Origin of the sequence: Pseudomonas indica NBRC 103045, assembly GCF_002091635.1 — a bacterium.
GTDB classification, from domain to species: Bacteria; Pseudomonadota; Gammaproteobacteria; order Pseudomonadales; family Pseudomonadaceae; genus Pseudomonas_M; species Pseudomonas_M indica.
In genome coordinates this window covers 183790-200231 of the sequence record NZ_BDAC01000001.1, presented here as the reverse complement: position 1 = coordinate 200231, position 16442 = coordinate 183790, and the positions used below count along the sequence as shown (strand labels likewise).

At 64.5% G+C, this 16442-nt stretch carries 21 protein-coding genes; 5 read left to right on the top strand and 16 right to left on the bottom strand.

Translation table 11 applies throughout. The features are described 5' to 3' along the window. Positions 1-36 precede the first annotated feature (36 nt). Positions 37-621, top strand: coding sequence for a TetR/AcrR family transcriptional regulator (locus tag PIN01S_RS00855; RefSeq protein ID WP_169715772.1), 585 nt, complete (start codon positions 37-39; stop codon positions 619-621). Here the strand turns inward: PIN01S_RS00855 and PIN01S_RS00850 are convergent. Both PIN01S_RS00850 and PIN01S_RS00845 read right to left on the bottom strand, forming a co-directional pair. Then, complete coding sequence (locus PIN01S_RS00850; protein ID WP_084333574.1) at positions 618-1211, bottom strand: 2-hydroxychromene-2-carboxylate isomerase; 594 nt, start codon at positions 1209-1211, stop codon at positions 618-620. The two genes, PIN01S_RS00855 and PIN01S_RS00850, sit on opposite strands and share 4 nt — an antisense overlap. 23 nt (positions 1212-1234) lie before the next feature. Continuing rightward, entirely contained in the window at positions 1235-1963 is a 729-nt protein-coding gene (locus PIN01S_RS00845; RefSeq protein ID WP_084332961.1) for an SDR family oxidoreductase, read from the bottom strand. Between the two features lie 106 nt (positions 1964-2069). Between PIN01S_RS00845 and PIN01S_RS00840 the strand changes: the two genes are divergently transcribed. Beyond that, positions 2070-2567, top strand: a complete 498-nt coding sequence (locus PIN01S_RS00840; protein WP_084332959.1) for a winged helix-turn-helix transcriptional regulator — start codon at positions 2070-2072, stop codon at positions 2565-2567. Here PIN01S_RS00840 and PIN01S_RS00835 read toward each other — a convergent pair. The 9 genes from PIN01S_RS00835 to ubiE form a co-directional block, all read right to left on the bottom strand. After that, positions 2564-3271, bottom strand: coding sequence for a 16S rRNA (uracil(1498)-N(3))-methyltransferase (locus PIN01S_RS00835; RefSeq protein ID WP_084332957.1), 708 nt, complete (start codon positions 3269-3271; stop codon positions 2564-2566). The genes PIN01S_RS00840 and PIN01S_RS00835 overlap by 4 nt on opposite strands. Beyond that, a complete protein-coding gene (tatC, locus tag PIN01S_RS00830) occupies positions 3268-4059 on the bottom strand; it encodes a twin-arginine translocase subunit TatC (RefSeq protein ID WP_084332955.1) in 792 nt (263 codons plus the stop codon). Before tatC ends, PIN01S_RS00835 begins: the two co-directional genes overlap by 4 nt. Then, the gene (tatB, locus tag PIN01S_RS00825) at positions 4056-4439 is read right to left on the bottom strand and encodes a Sec-independent protein translocase protein TatB (RefSeq protein WP_084332953.1); all 384 of its coding nucleotides are present in this window, start codon (positions 4437-4439) and stop codon (positions 4056-4058) included. The genes tatC and tatB overlap by 4 nt, the downstream gene beginning before the upstream one ends. A 12-nt stretch (positions 4440-4451) precedes the next feature. After that, positions 4452-4682, bottom strand: a complete 231-nt coding sequence (gene tatA, locus PIN01S_RS00820; protein ID WP_084332951.1) for a twin-arginine translocase TatA/TatE family subunit — start codon at positions 4680-4682, stop codon at positions 4452-4454. Positions 4683-4708: 26 nt separating this feature from the next. Beyond that, positions 4709-5041: a phosphoribosyl-ATP diphosphatase gene (locus PIN01S_RS00815; RefSeq protein WP_084332949.1), complete on the bottom strand. Its 333-nt coding sequence runs from the start codon at positions 5039-5041 to the stop codon at positions 4709-4711. Beyond that, a complete protein-coding gene (gene hisI, locus PIN01S_RS00810; protein ID WP_084332947.1) occupies positions 5034-5435 on the bottom strand; it encodes a phosphoribosyl-AMP cyclohydrolase in 402 nt (133 codons plus the stop codon). The genes PIN01S_RS00815 and hisI overlap by 8 nt, the downstream gene beginning before the upstream one ends. An 86-nt stretch (positions 5436-5521) precedes the next feature. Further along, complete coding sequence (ubiB, locus tag PIN01S_RS00805) at positions 5522-7129, bottom strand: ubiquinone biosynthesis regulatory protein kinase UbiB (protein WP_084332945.1); 1608 nt, start codon at positions 7127-7129, stop codon at positions 5522-5524. Beyond that, positions 7126-7749 (bottom strand): ubiquinone biosynthesis accessory factor UbiJ, encoded by a 624-nt coding sequence (locus tag PIN01S_RS00800; RefSeq protein ID WP_084332943.1) that lies wholly within the window; start codon positions 7747-7749, stop codon positions 7126-7128. Before PIN01S_RS00800 ends, ubiB begins: the two co-directional genes overlap by 4 nt. After that, complete coding sequence (ubiE, locus tag PIN01S_RS00795; RefSeq protein ID WP_084332941.1) at positions 7749-8519, bottom strand: bifunctional demethylmenaquinone methyltransferase/2-methoxy-6-polyprenyl-1,4-benzoquinol methylase UbiE; 771 nt, start codon at positions 8517-8519, stop codon at positions 7749-7751. Before ubiE ends, PIN01S_RS00800 begins: the two co-directional genes overlap by 1 nt. Positions 8520-8711: 192 nt before the next feature. On the opposite strand from ubiE, the gene PIN01S_RS00790 reads away from it, so the two are divergent. The 3 genes from PIN01S_RS00790 (at position 8712) to PIN01S_RS00780 (ending at position 10411) form a co-directional block, all read left to right on the top strand. After that, positions 8712-8987 (top strand): polyhydroxyalkanoic acid system family protein, encoded by a 276-nt coding sequence (locus tag PIN01S_RS00790; RefSeq protein WP_084332939.1) that lies wholly within the window; start codon positions 8712-8714, stop codon positions 8985-8987. A gap of 118 nt (positions 8988-9105) precedes the next feature. Beyond that, the gene (locus tag PIN01S_RS00785) at positions 9106-9543 is read left to right on the top strand and encodes a phasin family protein (protein ID WP_084332937.1); all 438 of its coding nucleotides are present in this window, start codon (positions 9106-9108) and stop codon (positions 9541-9543) included. Positions 9544-9553: 10 nt separating this feature from the next. Beyond that, the gene (locus PIN01S_RS00780; protein ID WP_084332936.1) at positions 9554-10411 is read left to right on the top strand and encodes a phasin family protein; all 858 of its coding nucleotides are present in this window, start codon (positions 9554-9556) and stop codon (positions 10409-10411) included. Positions 10412-10505: 94 nt separating this feature from the next. On the opposite strand, the gene PIN01S_RS00775 is transcribed toward PIN01S_RS00780, so the two are convergent. The 5 genes from PIN01S_RS00775 to PIN01S_RS00755 form a co-directional block, all read right to left on the bottom strand. Then, the gene (locus tag PIN01S_RS00775) at positions 10506-11120 is read right to left on the bottom strand and encodes a TetR/AcrR family transcriptional regulator (protein ID WP_084332934.1); all 615 of its coding nucleotides are present in this window, start codon (positions 11118-11120) and stop codon (positions 10506-10508) included. Between the two features lie 64 nt (positions 11121-11184). Next, positions 11185-12867 (bottom strand): class II poly(R)-hydroxyalkanoic acid synthase, encoded by a 1683-nt coding sequence (gene phaC / locus PIN01S_RS00770; protein WP_084332932.1) that lies wholly within the window; start codon positions 12865-12867, stop codon positions 11185-11187. A gap of 158 nt (positions 12868-13025) precedes the next feature. After that, on the bottom strand, positions 13026-13883 hold the full coding sequence (phaZ, locus tag PIN01S_RS00765; RefSeq protein ID WP_084332930.1) for a poly(3-hydroxyalkanoate) depolymerase: 858 nt from the start codon (positions 13881-13883) through the stop codon (positions 13026-13028). A 176-nt stretch (positions 13884-14059) separates the two neighbouring features. Then, positions 14060-15739 carry a class II poly(R)-hydroxyalkanoic acid synthase gene (gene phaC, locus PIN01S_RS00760; protein WP_084332928.1) on the bottom strand — a complete coding sequence of 560 codons (1680 nt, stop codon included), beginning with the start codon at positions 15737-15739 and terminating at the stop codon, positions 14060-14062. 302 nt (positions 15740-16041) lie between these two features. After that, positions 16042-16416 carry a gamma-butyrobetaine hydroxylase family protein gene (locus PIN01S_RS00755; protein WP_084332926.1) on the bottom strand — a complete coding sequence of 125 codons (375 nt, stop codon included), beginning with the start codon at positions 16414-16416 and terminating at the stop codon, positions 16042-16044. Between the last annotated feature and the right edge of the window lie 26 nt (positions 16417-16442).

Below are 16442 nucleotides of genomic sequence, written 5' to 3'. Positions count from 1 at the left end.
ATGTTGTCGTTGTCAACATAAAAGGGGATGTTGTCAGTGTCAACACCTGAAGATGATGGGGCGTCTGCGCGCCCGTATCACCATGGCGATCTCAAGGCTGCCTTGCTCGCGGCCGCGGGCGAGTTGCTGGTGGAAAAGGGCGAGGCGGGTATCAGCCTGCGGGAGGTGGCTCGCCGCGCTGGCGTTTCTCACAACGCGCCGTATCGGCACTTTCCGGATCGGGACAGCCTGCTGGCTGCCCTGGCGGCGGAAGGCTTCGACGAACTGTCCGAACGCAGCCGGCAGGCGGACGAACTGGCGGGGCTCGGGCAATGCTACGTGGCGTTCGCCCTGGAGCAGCCCGGACGGTTCGCACTGATGTTCTCCCCCGGGCTGGACAAGTCGCGCCATCCCGAGCTGCAAGCCGCGGCGCTGCAGCTGTTCGATCTGCTGCGCGAAGCCGTGCGCCAGGCCGCACCGAAACGGGACGTGCAGATCGCCACGCTGGCGGCCTGGAGCCTGGTGCATGGCCTTTCGCAGTTGCTGCTCGACCGACAGTTGAGCGAGACGCTGCTCGGCGAACAACCGGCCGACGCGCTCAGCGAGCAGGTGACCCGGCTGTTCACTGAGGGGCTAGGCTAGCCGGCGCGTTGCAGGGCTTCGACGACAAAATCCAGGCGATCCTGGCCGAAATACATTTCGTCACCGACAAAGAAGGTCGGTGCGCCGAACGCGCCGCGCCGGACGGCCTCTTCGGTGGTGGCCTTGAGGCGCTCCTTGACCGCTCCGTCCTCGATCCGCCGCTGGAAGTCTTCGAGATCGAAGCCGGCCGCGGCCAGGACTTCCGCGATCACCTCGGGCTGGCCGAGATTCTTCTGCTGTTGCCACATGGCTTCGAAGACTGCCGTGAGGTAGGGCTGGAAGAGCGGCGTGTCGAGATAGGCGGTGGCGCCGCGCATCAGCGGCAGGGTGTTGATCGGGAAGTGCGGGTTGAAGGTCATCGGCACGCCATAGCGGCGGGCGAAACGGGCGAAGTCCTGCAGCATGTAGCGTCCCTTGGCGGGAATGGCCACGGGCGACTGGTTGCCGGTGGCCTTGAACACACCGCCGAGCAGCATCGGCCGCCAGACGATGGTCGCACCGGTCTCGGCGGCGATCCGCGGCAACTGCGTCCAGGCCAGATAGCTGGCGGGGCTGCCGAAGTCGAAGAAGAATTCAACGGACTTACTCATCATGTCGTTCTCGTCGGTTGGGGTCAGAAGGTTTCCAGCCAGGGGCGAAGGTCCATCTCATGGACCCAGCAATCGCGCGGCTGGCCGTGAATCTGCCAGTAGATTTCGGCGATGTGGTCCGGCTCGAGGATGCCGTCGCGTTCCTTGCGCTGATACATCTCCGGGAAGTTGTCGCGGATGAAGGCGGTGTCGATGGCGCCGTCGATCACCGGATGGGCTACATGGATGCCTTGCGGCCCCAGCTCGCGGGCCATGCTCTGGGCCAGCGCACGCAGGGCGAACTTGGCGCCGGCGAAGGCGGCGAAACCGGCGCGGCCGCGCAGCGAGGCGGTGGCGCCGGTGAAGATGATCGTTCCGCGTCCGCGCGGCAGCATCGCCCGGGCGGCTTCGCGACCGGTGAGGAAGCCGGCCAGCGCTGCCATTTCCCAGACCTTGCGATAGACCCGCTCGGTGGTTTCGAGGAGAGGAAAGCGCACGTTCGCGCCGATGTTGAAGACCACGGCTTCGAGAGGGCCGATGTCGCGCTCGATGGTTTCGATCAGGTCGCGGACCTGGTCCTCCTGCCGTGCATCGCACCCGAAGGCGCGGGCCTGGCCGCCGGCGGACTCGATGTCCTGCACCAGGGGCTCCAGCTTTTCCGCGTGGCGCCGTGCCACGCAGGCCACATAGCCTTCTCGCGCGAAACGCTTCGCCACCGCGCCGCCGGTGGCATCGCCCGCTCCCATGACCAGCATCGCCTTGGTGTCGCTCATGACCGCTCCTCGTTGATTTGTTAGTTCTTTTTTGGAACTCGAAGGATAGTCAATTCCTTTTTGGAACCTGTCAAGTTAAGGTGGGTTTCTCGTTGGAGGTGACGTCATGCGTTGGGAAGAACTCGACCAGCAACCCTGTTCCCTGGCCCGTACCCTGTCGGTGGTCGGCGACCGCTGGACGCTGCTTGTCCTGCGCGACTGCTTCCTCGGCGTGCGCCGCTTCGATGATTTCGAGGCGCGCCTAGGCGTCACCCGGCATGTCCTGGCGGATCGCCTGAAGCGGCTGGTGGAGGCCGGCGTGCTGGCCAAGGTGCCTTATCAGGAACGGCCGCGCCGCGAGGAATACCGTTTCACCGAGAAGGGCCGAGACCTGTATCAGGCAGTGATGGCTTTGGTGAGTTGGGGCGACCGCTACATGGCAGGCGCGGAAGGCGCGCCGATCCGCCACCGACACAAGGGCTGCGGCCAAGTGATGCACGGCGTGCTGGTCTGTTCCGAATGCGGCGAGCCGCTGGTGCCGAAGGAGATCGAGCTGGAAGAAGCGCCGGAATGGCAGGGACAGCTCCTGCCGGCGCACCGGCATGCGCGGAGCGTTGAGGGCTAGAAGAGTCGCGCCAGCAGCGCCGCCACCGCCGTCTCCACCCGCAGGATGCGCTCGCCCAGTTGCACCGGTTGCAGGCCGGCTTCGCGCAGCTTGTCCACTTCGTAGGGAATCCAGCCGCCTTCCGGGCCGATGGCGAGGGTCACCGGCTGTTCGACGGCGCGCGGACAGGCCGGGTAGTCACCGGGATGGCCGATCAGGCCGAGGGTGCCGTTGGCCAGTGCCGGCAGGCGATCCTCGACGAAGGGCTTGAAGCGCTTCTCCACGATCACCTCCGGCAGCACGGTGTCGCGGGCCTGCTCCAGGCCGAGGATGAGCTGTTCGCGGATCGCCTCGGGCTCGAGGAAGGGGGTCTGCCAGAAGCTCTTTTCCACCCGGTAGCTGTTCAGCAGGACGAGGCGCGGCACGCCCATGGCGGATACCGTTTGCAGGACGCGGCGCAGCATCTTCGGGCGTGGCAGGGCGAGCAGCAGGTTCAGCGGCAGTTTGTCCGGCGGCGGTTGATCGAAGCGTACCTCCAGCTCCGCTTCCTCGGCGGTCAGGCGCAGCAGGTGGCCTTCGCCCATCGCCCCGCCGAGACGGCCGACGCGCAGGCGGTCGCCGGATTCGGCGCGATGCACCTCATGCAGGTGCTTGAGCCGGCGGTCGCGCAGGACCGCTCGGTCGGCCGCGACGAAGTCGGCCTCGTCCAGGAGCAGCAGGTTCACGGGCGCGGAGCGGGCGGCTGGTCGCCGGACTTTTCTTCGGCGGCTTCCTCGGCGGCATCCTCGCGACGCACCAGGCTGCCGAACAGCAGGCCGGCCTCGAACAGCAGCCACATGGGCACGGCCAGCAGCGTCTGGGAGAACACGTCGGGCGGAGTCAACACCATGCCGACGATGAAGCAGCCGACGACCACATAGGGCCGCGACTTGCGCAGCGAGGCCACGTCGACGATGCCGACCCAGATCAGCAGGAAAGTGGCCACGGGAATCTCGAAGGCCACGCCGAAGGCGAAGAACAGCGTGAGCACGAAGTCGAGGTACTGGCCGATGTCGGTCATCATCGCCACGCCTTCCGGCGTCACGCTGGCGAAGAAGCCGAACATGATCGGGAAGACCACGAAGTAGGCGAAGGCCATGCCGCCGTAGAAGAGGAACACGCTGGAGACCAGCAGCGGCACGGCGATGCGTTTTTCGTGCTTGTACAGCCCCGGCGCGATGAAGCCCCAGGCCTGGTAGAGCACCACCGGCATACCGAGGAACAGCGCGACCATCAGCGTGAGCTTGAATGGCGTGAGGAAGGGCGAGGCGACACCGGTGGCGATCATGGTGGCGCCTTCCGGCAGGTAGGCGCGCAGCGGGGCGGCGACCAGGGCATAGATGTCTTGGGAGAAGTAGAACAGCCCGGCGAAGATCACCAGCACGGCGGTCACGCTGTAGAGCAGGCGCTTGCGCAGTTCGGTCAGGTGCGCGACCAGGGGCATTTCCTGGTCGTCTTGCGGCTTTGCGGTCATGACTGGGTGTTCTTGTCCTGGCTGGGCGCCGCGGGCGGCTCGCTGGCGGCGGGCTGCTCACTGACCTGCGCGGGGGCGTCCGGCAGCTTGTCCGGCGTCGGCGTCGGCGTCGGCGTCGGCGTCGGCGTCGCGGCGGGCGGCTGGATGCTCTGCTTCATTTCGCGTTCGAGCTGCAGGATCTGCTCGTTATGCAGCTGCCGACGAATCTCGTCGGCGCCGATCTCGCGTTCGACTTCGGTCTTGATCGCGTTGAAGCTGCGCTTCAGCCGGCCGATCCAGAGGCCTGCCGTGCGCGCGGCACTCGGCAGGCGCTCGGGCCCGAGCACCAGCAGGGCGACCAGACCGACCAGCAGCAGCTCGGTAAAACCCACGTCGAACATGCTGGATGGCCCTTAGTCTTTCTTGATCGGCTCTTCGACTTTGCGCGCTTCGCCGTTGATGGTCTGGCCCTTGTGCTCCTCGACGGACGGCTTTTCTTCTTCGCCACCCACCGACTTGCGGAAGCCCTTGATCGCATCGCCGAGGTCGGAGCCGAGGTTCTTCAGACGCTTGGTGCCGAACAGCATGACGACGATGAGAAGGATGATCAGGAGCTGCCAGATGCTGATACCGCCGATACCCATGGTGTTTCTCCGCTAAATGGTAAGGTTCAAGCCTGGGGGCGCGCGGCTTTTTCCGCGTGCCCGGAAAGTCCGAAGCGCCGCTCCAGCTCGTCCAGCACGGCCTGGGGATGCTGACCGAGGGCGGCGAGCATGACCAGGCTGTGGAACCAGAGGTCGGCGGTTTCGTAGATCAGGTCGCTGCAGTCACCGCTGGCAGCGGCGTCCTTGGCGGCGAGGATGGTTTCCACCGATTCTTCGCCGACTTTTTCCAGAATCTTGTTCAGACCCTTGTGATACAGGCTGGCCACGTAGGAGCTGTCCGGCGCCGCGCCTTTGCGCGCTTCGAGCACCTCGGCCAGGCGGGTCAGGGTGTCACTCATGGCTGTGTCCCGTGTGGTAGATGGCGTCCGGGTCCTTGAGCACCGGGTCGACGGTTTTCCAGGCGCCGTCCTCGTAGACGCGGTAGAAGCAGCTTTCGCGTCCGGTGTGACAGGCGATGCCGCCGAGCTGTTCGACCCGCAGGATGATCACATCCGCGTCGCAGTCCAGGCGCAGTTCGTGAAGCTTCTGCACATGGCCGGACTCCTCGCCCTTGCGCCACAGCTTGCCACGCGAACGTGACCAGTAGATGGCGCGTTGCTCGGCAACGGTGAGGGTCAGTGACTCGCGGTTCATCCAAGCCATCATCAGCACCCGACCCGTCGCGTGGTCCTGGGCGATGGCGGGTACCAGGCCCTCGGCATTCCAGTGAATTTCGTCCAGCCAATCGTTCATCGTTACATTCCGCCCGTTGGGGCTTTCTCACGGTGCGGCAGGCGCACCTTCGGGGTTGTCAGTGTGCCAGCCGCGCTGGCTGCTGGCTATCGGCGCACGACCAGTACCAGCCCCGCCGCCAGCATCAGCCAGGCCGGCCAGGCGGCGAGGCTGGTGAAGGTGACGCTGGACGCGGCCAGGGTGCCGCCGCCCGCCAGCAGGATGCTGCCGATCAGGCGCAGGGCCCAATCGTCCCGACGCTCGCGCCACGGCGGCGAAGGGTCGGCGGCGTGCGGCTGCGACATGCGCTCCAGCAGGTCGCGGGTCATGTGCGCCAGGTGCGGCACCTGCTCGACCTGGGCCTGCAGGTTCTGCAACAGGCTTCTCGGGCTGACCCGCTCGCGCATCCAGCGCTCCAGGAAGGGCTGGGCGGTGGTCCAGAGGTCCAGGTCGGGGTAGAGCTGGCGGCCGAGCCCTTCGATGTTCAGCAGGGTCTTTTGCAGCAGCACCAGTTGCGGCTGGATCTCCATGTTGAAGCGGCGCGCGGTCTGGAACAGGCGCAGCAACAACTGGCCGAAGGAGATTTCCTTCAGCGGCTTCTCGAAGATCGGTTCGCAGACGGTACGGATCGCCGCCTCGAATTCGTTGACCTTGGTTTCCGCCGGCACCCAGCCGGAGTCGATGTGCAACTGCGCCACCTTGCGGTAGTCGCGCTTGAAGAAGGCCACCAGGTTGCGCGCCAGGTAGTCCTGGTCCTCCGGCGTGAGGCTGCCGACGATGCCGCAGTCGATGGCGATGTACTGCGGGTTCCAGGGCTGGCGGGTGCTGACGAAGATGTTGCCGGGGTGCATGTCGGCGTGGAAGAAGCTGTCGCGGAACACTTGGGTGAAGAAGATTTCCACGCCGCGTTCGGCCAGCAACTTCATGTCGGTGCGCTGGTCGGCGAGGGTGGCGATGTCGGTCACCGGGATGCCATAGATGCGCTCCATCACCAGCACCTTGGGGCGGCACCAGTCCCAGTAGATCTGCGGCACGTAGAGCAGCGGCGAGTCCTCGAAGTTGCGCCGCAGCTGGCTGGCGTTGGCCGCCTCGCGGAGCAGGTCGAGCTCGTCGTAGATGGTCTTCTCGTAGTCGCTGACCACGTCTACCGGGTGCAGCCGGCGGGCTTCGGCGGAAATCCGTTCGGCCAGCTTGGCGAGCAGGAACAGCCAGGCGATGTCCTGGCGAATGATCGGCTTGAGGCCGGGGCGGATCACCTTGACCACCACTTCCTCGCCAGTCTTGAGCTGGGCGGCGTGGACCTGGGCCACCGAAGCCGAGGCCAGCGGCTTGCTGTCGAAGCGGGCGAAGGCCTCGCTGACCTTGAGGCCGAGCTGCGACTCGATGAGGGCAACGGATTGCTCCGGGTCGAACGGCGGCACTTGGTCCTGCAGCTTGGCCAGTTCGTCGGCGATGTCCGGCGGCAGCAGGTCGCGGCGGGTGGACAGCAGCTGGCCGAACTTGATGAAGATCGGGCCGAGGTCTTCCAGGGCCAGGCGCAGGCATTCGCCGCGGGTCAGGTGGGTCTTGCGGCGTGGCAGCCAGCGCCAGGGCAGGGCGTAGCTGAGGGTGCGCAGCCACCAGGGCAGCGGCAATTCGAGGAGCAGGTCGTCGAGACGATAGCGGATGACCACGCTCTGGATGCGGAGCAGACGGCGGGCGGCGAGCAGCTTCATTCGTTATCGCTGGGCTTGAGTTTGTCGGTGAGGCGCTCGATGCGTGCGTCGAGTCGGTCGAGTGCGAGCTTGAGACTGTCCAGTTCGGCGAATCGCGCTTCGGCTTCGCGGCGGCCGACCAGGGTGCGCGACTCTTCGCTGAGGTAGTCGGCGAGGTCCTGGCGCAGGCTGTCCAGGCTGTTGCCGGCCCAGTTCGCGCGGCTGCGCAGATGGCTGCCGAGCAGATGACTGCCGACCGGGCCGAGCCAGTGCGACAGTTCGTATTCCCAATCCAGCTCCAGATCCTGAAGGACGCCTGCGAGGTCCAGCAGCACGCCGCTGTCGCCGTTCAGGTCCACGTCCGGGCCATGCAGCACGGCGGTCTTATGGCGGGTCGTGGCGAGGCGCAGGAGAGTCGCCGCAGGAGCGCTCAGGCGGCAGTCGACAGGCGCTTCCCATTGACCGGCGAGTTGCAGGCCTTCGGCACCGGGCAGGAGATAGAGGCGGATGGCGGGCGACTGGCAGTCGATCTCGATGACCTTGCCGGCCAGTTTCGCCAGGCGCGGCAGCGCGGTCCCGTCCAGCCGCAGGACGCGATTGACGCCGTGCTCAACGCCGGCGAGCAGGGCGGTGCCGAGCATCAGGGCTTGATGCCGCGGTGCAGGGCGACGATGCCGCCGGTCATGTTGTGGTAGGTCACCCGCTCGAAGCCGGCGTCGACCATCATCGCCTTGAGCGTTTCCTGGTCCGGGTGCATGCGGATCGATTCGGCAAGGTAGCGGTAGCTGTCGGCGTCGTTGGTGATCAGCTTGCCCATCAGCGGCAGCAGGCTGAAGGAATAGGCGTCGTAGGCCTTCGACAGCAGGCCGTTGGTAGGCTTGGAGAACTCCAGTACCAGCAGGCGGCCGCCGGGCTTGAGCACGCGCAGCATGGAGCGCAGGGCGTCTTCCTTGTGGGTCACGTTGCGCAGGCCGAAGGCAATGGTCACGCAGTCGAAGTGGTTGTCCGGGAAGGGCAGCTTCTCCGCGTCGGCCTGGACGAACTTGACGTTGCCGGCGACGCCCAGGTCGAGTAGCCGGTCGCGGCCGACCTTGAGCATGGATTCGTTGATATCGGCCAGTACCACTTCGCCGGTGGGGCCGACCAGGCGGGCGAACTGTTTGGTCAGGTCGCCGGTGCCGCCGGCGATGTCGAGCACCCGGTTGCCCACGCGCACGCCGGACAGTTCGATGGTGAAACGCTTCCACAACCGGTGCACGCCGCCGGACATCAGGTCGTTCATCAGGTCGTACTTGGCGGCCACCGAATGGAATACCTCGGCCACCTTCTGCGCTTTCTGGCTTTCCGGCACGTTCTGGTAGCCGAAGTGGGTGGTGGGTTCGGTATCGCTGCCTTTGCGTGGATCGTTCATGGTCGCTGTCACCGGGGAAAAGTGGCGGCCATTCTAAACCTAAAAGCGGCGGCAGGCTTCAAGCCGCGTGCGCCGGGAAAAACGGTGAAACGCTATCGTCGCGCCCTTGGAGCCAGCGGCATGCCGACAGCTTGCAGCTTCCCGCCGGCGCCTTGTTATAGTGCGTTAAATAGTCGCAGCCAGGAGTCCTGCATGTCCCGCATTACCGTCGAACGCTCTCATTCGCTTGGCCGGACCGCCGCCCGGGCGAAAGCCGAGCACCTGGCCGAGCGTCTGGCCAGTGAATACCACGTCGAGTACCACTGGGAGGGCGATACCCTGGCCTTCAACCGCAGCGGCGCGCATGGGCGTATCGAGGTCGGCGAGGATCAGGTGCGGGTCGAGGTGAAGCTGGGGTTGCTGCTGTCGGCCCTGGGCAGCACCATCAAGCGGGAAATCGAGAAGGGGTTGGACGATTTCCTCGGTTGATCCGGCGTTATCCGCCCGGGCAAACCTAGTATGCGGTTTCTAATTTTTCTCTCTACCTTGCGCTTAAGCCCGTAATCCGTACGGGCGGTTCCCATCCCTTTTGCGCATGAGGTGCATCATGGCCAAGGTAGCCGTTATCAAGAAAGCCGAAAGCAAGACCACGCTGATCAGCGATGCCAAATACTACGCACGGCAAATCTGGCTGGCGGGCCTGGGCGCCTATGCCAAGGCCGGCCAGGAAGGCGTCGAGTACTTCAAGGAGCTGGTGAAGACCGGCGAAGGCATCGAGAAGAAGGGCAAGAAGCTGGTCGACAAGCAGGTCGAGGCGGCCAACACCCAGATCGACACCGTGAAGAGCAGTGTGAAGGAGAAGGTCGACGTTCAGCTGGACAAGGTCGAGAAGGCCTTCGACAGCCGTGTGGCCAGCGCCCTGAACCGCATCGGTATTCCCTCCAAGCAGGATGTTGAGGCACTCTCTGCTAAGCTCGATGTGTTGAATGCGATGCTCGACCGTGTCGCTGAGACCAAGCTCGAGCGTGCCGCGAAGACTCAATAAGGAGAGCAGGATGGCAGGCAAGAAGAAAGTCGAAAAAGAAACCAGTTCCTGGATCGGCGAGGTCGAGAAGTATTCCCGCCAAATCTGGCTCGCAGGTCTGGGCGCCTATTCGAAGATCAGTCAGGACGGTACCAAGCTGTTCGACACCTTGGTCAAGGACGGCGAAAAGGCGGAAAAAATGGCTAAGACTGAAGTCGACAAGCAAGTCGAGGCGGTCAAATCTTCTGCCCTGTCAGCCAAAACCAGGGTGGCGGAGGTCAAGGGCAAGGCCCTGGGCAAGTGGAGCGAGCTGGAAGAGGCGTTCGACAAGCGTCTGAACAGCGCGATCTCGCGCCTGGGCGTGCCGAGCCGCAACGAGGTCAAGGAGCTGAACGCCAAGGTCGATTCCCTGACCAAGCAGTTGGAGAAGCTCACGGGCGTCTCGGCGGCCACGGTCAAGCCGGCAGCGGCGAAACCGGCTCCGAAGGCCGCCGCGAAACCGGTGGCTGCTGCCAAGAAGCCGGCCGCGAAAGCCGCCGCTTCGGCCGCCAAGCCTGCGGCGAAGGCCGCGAGCAAGCCGGCAGCCAAACCCGCGGCCAAGGCTGCAGCGAAGCCGGCAGCCGCCGCCAAGCCCGCAGCGAAACCAGCCGCCAAGCCTGCCGCTAAACCCGCAGCCGCGGCGGCGAAGAAGCCGGTGGCGAAAAAGGCTGCTGCTCCGAAAGCGGCGACCCCCAAGGCGGTCGCACCGAAAGCCGCTAAGCCGGCCGCAGCCAAACCGGCAGCTGCAGCGAAGCCTGCAACACCGGCGACCACTGCCGCACCGGCGGCTGCTCCGGCCGCAACCCCGGCTCCCGCCGCTACTCCGGCGAATCCCGGCACTCCGTCCTGAGTGACACCGATGGACGCGAACGCCCGGCCATGTGCCGGGCGTTCGCGTTTCAGAGCCGGTTCACGATCAGCTGCGCGTCGGCGGCGCGGCCTACTCAGGTGTCCAGGTATCGTTGGGCGAGTTGCTCCGCCGCCTGGCGCGAGCCGTTGGTGAGGTGGGGCGCCACCAGCATCATTATCTGATACACCACCAGCCGGACCTCGCCGTTGCTGCCGAGAATCCGTTGGTAATCCAGCGAGAACAGCAGGGTCAGGGTGATCTGTTCCACCAGTTGGCCGAGGGCCTGGGTATCGCTGACCAGTTGATCGCGCGCCTTCAGTTGGCCGAGCAGGGTGGCCAGGGTGCGCTTGAGCACGTTCAGCCACTGACGGATGCCACGCGCCAGCTTAGGCAGGCGCCCGGCCAGGTTGGACAGGTCCTGGAACAGAAAGCGGTACTGCGCCAGGCGCTCGACGATCAGGTGCAGGAACAGCCAGTACTCCTCGGCGCTCAGCTCGACATCGCCGGGCGGGTCGAGCAGCGGCGCCAGATCGTCCTGGAAACGCTCGAACAGGGCGAGGACCAGCGGTTCCTTGCCATGGAAGTGGTAATAGAGATTACCCGGACTGATCCCCATTTCGGTGGCGATTTCCAGGGTGGAGACGTTGGGTTCGCCCCGTTGGTTGAACAGCGCCAGGGCGCATTCGAGGATGCGGTCGCGGGTTTTCATCCTGTCTTCTTGTTGTCGCTTCCTGTGAGAGAAGCTGGCCGGATTCCCGGCCAGCGGGGTCCGGTCAGCGTACGTGAACGTAGGTGCCGGGGGACGCCTCCATCGCGGGGTGGTTGGCATTGCCGAGGGTCATCCGGGTTTCGTGTTGCTCGCCGGAGTGTTCCTGAATCCATTTCAACCATTCCGGCCACCAACTGCCCTGGACATGCTGGGCGTCGTGCTGCCAGGCACGTGGGTCGCCACTGAACTTGCTGCCCTCGTAATAGTTCGCCTTTGGGTTGCCCGGCGGGTTGAGGATACTCTGGATGTGCCCGCTATTGGACAGGATGAAACGCCGGTTGCCGCCGAGCAGCAGGGTCGAGCGGTAGACCGTGTCCCACGGCGTGATGTGGTCGTTGATGCCGGCCACGCTGAAGCTGTCCACGGTGACTTTCTGCAGGTCGATGGGGGTGCCGCAGACTTCCAGACCACCCGGACGGCTCAACGGGTTGTGCTTGAACAGGTCGAGGAAATCGCCGTGCAGCGCCGCAGGCAGGCGGGTGTTGTCGTTGTTCCAATAGAGGATATCGAAGGCGGGCGGCTGGCGGCCGAGCAGGTAGTTGTTGATCCAGTAGTTCCAGATCAGGTCGTTCGGCCGCATCCAGGCGAACACGCTGGCCATGACCCGGCCGTCCAGCACGCCGCGTTGATAGGAGCGGCGCTTGGCGGTTTCCAGGGTCTTTTCGTCGACGAACAGAGTGGCCGGCGTGTCGACCTGGCTGTCCATCAGGCTGACCAGGTAAGTGGAGCTGGCCACCTTGCGCAACTGGCGGCGGGCCTGCAGATGGCCTTGCAGGGCCGCGGTGGTCAGGCCGCCGGCGCAGGCGCCCAGTAGGTTGACGTCGCGGCTCCCGCAGATGGCGCGGCAGACGTCCAGCGCCTGCTCCACGGCCTGTACGTAGGTGGACAGCCCCCATTCGCGATGGCGCGCGTCCGGGTTGCGCCAACTGATGATGAAGACCTGCAAGCCGTTCTTCAGGGCGTACTGGACGAAGCTCTTTTCCGGGCTCAGATCGAAGATGTAGAACTTATTGATCTGCGGCGGGACGATCAGCAGCGGGCGGACGTACTGCTTTTCGCTCATCGGCTTGTACTGGATCAGCTCCAGCAGCTCGTTGCGGAACACCACGGCGCCCGGTGTGACGGCCAGGTTGCGGCCGACCTCGAAGGCTCGCTTGCTGACCTGGCTGGGCAAACCGTTGTTGTGCAGCAGGTCTTCGAACAGGTGGCTGACCCCTTTGAAGAAGCTGGCGCCGCCGGTGTTGAACAACTCCTTGACGGCCAGCGGGTTGAGCAGGCTGTTGGACGGCGAGAGGGCATCGCTGAGCAACGAGAGGACGAAGCGGGCGCGGGCGCGGTCATCGGCGTCCAGGTCGCTGTCGTCGATCCAGGCAGCGATCTGTTTTTGCCAGGCCAGGTAAGCCTGAAGGCCACGTCGATAGAAGGGGTTGAGGTGCCAGGTGGGGTCGGCGAAGCGGGAATCCTGCGGATTGGGTTTGTAGGGGGTATCGCCGATCAGCACCCGACCGAGCTGGGTGCCGAATGCCGCGAGATGTCGGGCGCTGAGGATTGGTTGGCGCAGCCCTTGGAAGGCCAGGGTGCGGAAGGTGGAAAACAGGTCTCGGCCGCGGAGGCCGACCATGGCGCTTTGCGCGTTCATATAAGTGGATGGGACGGGCAACGCGCTCGCCGCTGGTTTCTCTCGCATGGGGGCAACACTCCATCGTCTTAACCGTCAAGAGCCAAACAGCAAGGCTTGTACCAATACGCGCCGGAACGCATTCCAGACAGCTCGCGCAAAAGGAATCTGTGGCGCCTGGCCCTGTGCTGGGTCAGGCGCCTGGGCCTCGCACTTGGATTACGCGATCAGTGACTGCGCAGTGGAGCCGGCTGGGGATGCATCACTGCACGCTGCCGTTCCTCTTGTAGGAACTTCATGATGATAGGCGCTACTGCCTCCGCGCGCGTCACTAGGAACAAGTGACCATCATCGATGACATGCAGTTCCGAATTCGGAATGCGCCAAGCCAACAAACGCATGTTGATCAGCGGGATGATCGGGTCGTCGTCGCCGGCGAGGATCAGGGTCGGCTGCTTGATCCGGTGCAGCCAGTGGATACTGGTCCAGCCGAGGCCGGCGAACAGCTGCCAGTAATAGCCCAGCTTGCCCGAGGAACGCACCTTGCTCGCATGGGCCATGGCCAGGTTGGGGTCGCGGCGGAAGGCGCCGCCGTAGATGTCCGGTGCGATCTGCACGCCATAGGACGGCTGGATGTAGCGCCGTGGGCTGGCCATACGCCAGAGCACCTTGGGCTTGCCGGGGATCATCACGGCGCCGGCCGAGGTGGCGGCGAGCACCAGCTTCTTGCAGCGTTCCGGGTAGTCGTGGGCGAACTGCTGGGCCAGCGCACCGCCCCAGGACACGCCGATGGCATTGACCCGGCCGTAATCCAGGTAGTCGAGCATCCGGGCCGCCAGCTTGGCGAGGCCGGGAAAGCGATAGGGCTTGCTCGGCGTGGAGGAGCCGCCGACGCCGGGCACGTCGAAGGCGATCACTTCCTGATCCGGGTCCAACGCCTGGACGAAGGGGAACACCAGTTCCAGGTTGGCGCCGATGCCGTTGAAGATCAGCAGCGGCGTGAGGTGCGGCTTGCCCGGCCGCACGGCGGTACGGATGGTCTGGCCGTCCAGGTCGATGGTGCGGAATACGAAAGGTTGCAGCATGTACTGAGCCCTATGGATTGAACCGCTGGGAACAGCAATCCGGCACGTTCCCAGAGTGACGAAGCCGGGCGCCGGTCCTGGTCCGGGCTTCGTTGGCGGCACACCGGCCATGATCGGCCGCCATTGAGTAAGGCACGTCCGGGTGCCCTGGGCAGTACTGCGCAAGGTGCATGCTGTCAGCGCTCATGCACATAGGTACCGGGCGAGGCCTCGCCGGCCGGGTAGGCCTTGTTGCCCAGCTTGGCCGGTGCCTTCTTCAGTTCGCCGGAGCGAGCCGCCATCCACGTCTGCCAGTGCAGCCACCAGGAGTCGGCGTGCTTGGTCGCGTCTTCCTGCCAGGCCTTGGGGCTGGGCGGCAGGGTTTCGTTGGTCATGAAGCGTGCTTTGGGGTTGCCCGGTGGATTGAGGATGCTCTGGATATGCCCGCTGTTGGAGAGCACGAATTCGCATTTCCCACCGAACAGCAGGGCCGACTTGTAACAGGCTTCCCAGGGCGTGATGTGGTCCGTGGTGCCGGCGACGCAGAAGATGTCGCTGTTGACCTGCTTGAGGTCGATCGGTGTGCCGCACACTTCCAGGGCGTAGGGACGGGTCAGCGGGTTGTTCTTGAACAGTTCGATGAGGTCGCCATGGAAGGCGGCCGGGAGGCGCGTAGTGTCGTTGTTCCAATAGAGGATGTCGAACACCGGCGGTTCGTTGCCGAGCAGGTAATTGTTGACCCAGTAGTTCCAGATGAGGTCGTTCGGCCGCATCCAGGCGAACACCTTGGCCATGTCCCGGCCTTCCAGTACGCCGGCCTGGTAGGAGCGACGCTTTGCCGCTTCCAGGGTCTGCTCGTCGACGAACAGCGAGACCTGGGTATCCAGCTTGGTATCCAGCACGCTGACCAGCAGGGTCAGGGCATTCACCTTGGTTTCGCCGGTGGCGGCGTAGTGGCCGAGCAGCGAGGCGGTGGTGATGCCCCCGGAGCAGGCGCCGAGCATGTTCAGATCCTTACTGCCGGTGATGGCGAGGATCACGTCGATGGCTTCTTTCAGCGCCTCGATGTAGGTGGACAGGCCCCACTCGCGTTGTGCCTTGGTCGGGTTGCGCCAACTGACGATGAAGGTCTGCAAACCGTTACGCAGGCAGAAACGCGCCAGGCTCTTTTCCGGCGACAGGTCGAAGACGTAGAACTTGTTGATCTGCGGCGGCACTACCAGCAGGGGGCGTTCATGGACCTGCTCGGTGGTCGGCTTGTACTGGATCAGTTCAAGCAGATCGTTGCGGAAGATCACCGCGCCTTCGGTGGTGGCGAGGTTCTTGCCGACCTCGAAGGCATCCATGTTGACCTGGCTGGGCATGCCGCCGTTGTTGACCAGGTCCTTGGCCAGGTGGGAAAGGCCATCCAGCAGGCTCTTGCCGCCGGTTTCGAAGAAGCGTTTGACCGCGGCCGGGTTGGCCATGCTGTTGGTCGGCGCCAGGGCTTCGGTCAGTAGGTTGATCACGAAGTGACCGCGGCTGGTGTCCAGCTCGGAGAGGTTGCTGTCCTCGATCCAGTCATGAAGTTCCTTGCGCCAGGCCAGGTAGGTCTGCAGGTAGCGTCGGTACAGCGGGTTCTGGCTCCAGGCCGGATCGGCGAAGCGGCGATCGTCGGATTCCGGAGTGAGTTCGGATTGGCCGAGCAGAACGTTCTTCAGTTCCAGGGTGAAATGGCCGACGTGCTTGATGCTGTGAATGGGTTGCTTGAGGGCCTGCAAGAGCACCATGCGGGCCGAGGTGATGATGTCTTTGCCGCGTAAGCCGATGACAGGGTTGAGATTCAAAGTGTTTTCAGACGCCTGGCGTTGCAAGTCTTCGTTGTTCTTCTGGGTCATCAACGACGCTCCATTGTCCTGAGACGGATACCGGCATGCTGCTGTGTGCGCGGCGACACAGGGCGAACGGCCTGGTACTGCTCGGGTTACCGGTTGCGGAAAAACCACTCCGCGTCTTGATTTGCATCCTTCGATTGGATGCAGGGAACCTGCCAGTTCCTTGGTTACCCGAGTTTGGGTTTTTGCGCAAGCGGCCCAGCGAATGGCCATATGCCCGGACGAGTATGCCGGGGCGGATTAGAAAATTCGCCCTAACCGCGGAGGGGGAGGAGGGAGGTGGTCTGGTCCGCCTGGGTGGCGGACTACAGCATCAGCTTGACCACCGACTCGTCGGGGTCGCGGGATTTGCCGGCTGCGGCCAGGGCGGCGAGGTATTCCTTCCACAGGCGTTCCTGGTTGGTGGCCAGGTGGTGGAGGTAATCCCAGGTGAACAGGCCGCTGTCGTGCCCGTCATCGAAGCTGAGCTTGAGGGCGTACTGCCCGGCCGGCTCGATTTTGCTGAGGCCGACATGCAGTTTGCCGTATTGCAGTATCGGGTTGCCGTGCCCCTGCACCTCGGCGGATGGCGAGTGCACGCGAAGGAATTCGGCCGGCAGGGTATAGCTCTCGCCCTCACCGTATTTCAGTGTGAGGGTCTTCGAGGCTTTGTGCAGTTCAATGGCGCTGGGTATCCGCATCGCAAGCTCCAAGCCGCAAGCGTCAA